A 2,552-nucleotide genomic window follows, 5' to 3' on the forward strand; every position below is an offset into this window, starting at 1 on the left:
CGTCATCCTCGTCGTCGGCTGGCCGCTGCTACGCGACGTCGCCGGCGGGCTCGCCGAGAACCGGCGCGACGCCGCGATCGCGGAGGCCCGGGCGGGCCTGGCGCAGGCCCAGTCGCAGCTGGACGCCGCCGTCGACAGCGAGCCTGCGCCCCAGTCCCCGGCGCTGACCCAACTGGTCGACTCGCTGGCGGCCACGCGCGGCGAGAACCGCTCCTACGAGCTGGTCCTGCAGGGGCCGCTGACCGGTGACCGGGGCGCGCCCGTGCGGTCCTCGGGCTCGGTCGGCATCGCCGACGTCCCGCCCGACCTCGTCGACCGGGTCGCCTCCGACCAGGGGACGTTCTGGACGTTCTCCGAGCTGTCGCCGCTCGGCGCGGGCGGCGAGGTCCCCGTCGTCACGGTGGGCGGACGTCTCACCGCGCCGGGCTCCAACGACCGGTACGCGATGTACTACGTGTTCTCGATGGCCGACCAGCAGGAGACGCTCGACCTGGTGCGCAACGCACTGCTGGCCGGTGGCGGTGTCCTGCTCGTGATGGTCGCCCTGGTCGCGTGGCTGGTGGCGCGCCAGGTCGTCGACCCCCTGCGGCTGGCCCGGCGGATCGCCGAGCGGATCGCGGCCGGCAACCTCGAGCAGCGCATGCACGTCAAGGGCGAGGACGACATCGCTCGCCTGAGCACCTCGTTCAACCAGATGGCCGAGAGCCTGCAGAGCCAGATCCGCCGGCTCGAGAACCTGTCGCGGCTGCAGCAGCGATTCGTCTCGGACGTCTCGCACGAGCTGCGCACGCCCCTCACGACCGTGCAGATGGCCGGCCAGATGCTGTTCGAGGCGCGCACCGGGTTCGACCCGCACACGGCGCGCGCCGCCGAGCTGCTCCACACCGAGATCGGTCGCTTCGAGGCGCTGCTCTCGGACCTGCTCGACCTCAGCCGCTTCGACGCCGGTGCGGCCACGCTCGAGATCGATCCCGTCGACCTCGCGGCGGTCGCGCGGTCGGCCGCCGCCGACCAAGCCCTCACGCGGGCCGGGATCGAGGGCCGCGCGCGCGGGGTCGACCAGCCGGCGGTCGTGCAGGCCGACATCCGGCGCGTCGACCGGATGGTGCGCAACCTGATCGTCAACGCGGCGCGCTACAGCGGCTCGGCGACGGTCGACGTGATCGTCTCCCAGGCGCCGGACCGGGTGTCGCTCGCGGTGCGCGACCACGGAGTCGGCATGGACGACGAGCAGGCACGGCGGGTGTTCGACCGGTTCTGGCGCGGCGATCCCGCGCGCGCCCAGGGCGGCACCGGCCTGGGGCTGGCGATCGCCCGCGAGGACGCCGCCCTGCACGGTGGCACGATCGAGGTGTGGTCCAGTCCGCGGCGGGGCACCGAGTTCATCCTCACGCTCCCGCGCGAGCCCGGCACGCGTGTCTGGTCGCCCGTCACGAAATCGGTGTTCTCATGAGGACCATGTCGAGGATGCGCGCGGCGGCCGGGGCGGTCGCCCTGGCGGTGGTCGTGATGGCGGGGTGCGCCGCGATCCCCACCTCGGGGCCCGTCGAGCGCGTCGAGGACGAGGCCGGCCTGGGCGAGAGCACCGTGCGCTACATGCCGGCCGGTCCGGCGAATGACGCCACCGAGACGCAGATCATCAACGGCTTCCTCGACGCGATGCTCGCGTACCCGGTCACGCACCGGGTCGCCGCGGAGTACCTGACGCCCGAGGCGGCCCAGCAGTGGCGTCCGGGTCGCTCCACGACCGTCTACACGGACGCCGAGGTCTTCTCGGTCTCGGTCGGGTCCGGGTGGATCGACCTGAGGACCGAGTCGCGCCTGGACGCCCAGGGTCGGCTCCGATCGAGCGACCGCGCGCAGCGGTTCGATCTCGAGCTGACCCGCGTGGACGGTCAATGGCGCATCGCGACACCGCCTGACGGCGTGCTCGTGAGCCGGGACTGGTTCGACGACTACGTCCGCGCCTTCGACCTGTACTTCCTCGATGCCGCCGGACGGCACCTCGTCCCGGTCCCCGTGCACGAGGTCGTGGGCGACCAGCTGGCCACGTCGCTCATGACGAGCCTGGCGATCGGTCCCCACGAGGACACGCCCGCGCTGATCACCGCGGTGCCGCCCGCGAGCGACCTGCGTGCCTCGGTGCCGGTCGTGGACGGCGTGGCCCAGGTCGACTTCGCGACGCGGGTGGGAGAGCTCTCGCCCTCGGCGCAGAAGCAGCTCTCGGCGCAGGTCGCCTGGACGCTGCGCCAGGTGCCCGTCGTCACGGACCTCCAGATCACGGGGGACGGGACGGTCGTCGCCCCGACCGGCGACGCGATCCAGGACGCGCGGGGATGGGCGTCGTTCGGTCCGGACAAGTCCCGGCGCTGGGCGTTCGTCGTGGCCGGCGGGACGGTCCACCAGGTGGGCGTGCGTGCACGAGCGCCCCTGCGGGGACCGTGGGGGCGCGACGACGAGGGCGCCAGGTGGGTCACGGCCTCGCAGGACCGTGCGGCCGCGGTCTGGCCCGACCGCGCCCGGGTCAGCGCGTCGGACGGCGACGACCCCGT

The 2,552-nt window shown here is 73.6% G+C and carries 2 protein-coding genes; both read left to right on the forward strand.

Going from position 1 to position 2,552, the window contains the following annotated elements:
* The coding region (gene mtrB, locus RT323_RS16465; protein ID WP_313410359.1) for an MtrAB system histidine kinase MtrB at nucleotides 1-1,453 on the forward strand (1,453 nt) is incomplete at its 5' end.
* Nucleotides 1,450-2,552 (forward strand): GerMN domain-containing protein (locus RT323_RS16470; protein WP_313410360.1); only part of this gene is annotated, 1,103 nt, incomplete at its 3' end. The genes mtrB and RT323_RS16470, both read left to right, overlap by 4 nt.

The organism is Aeromicrobium sp. (genome assembly GCF_032084975.1).
GTDB lineage: Bacteria > Actinomycetota > Actinomycetes > Propionibacteriales > Nocardioidaceae > Aeromicrobium.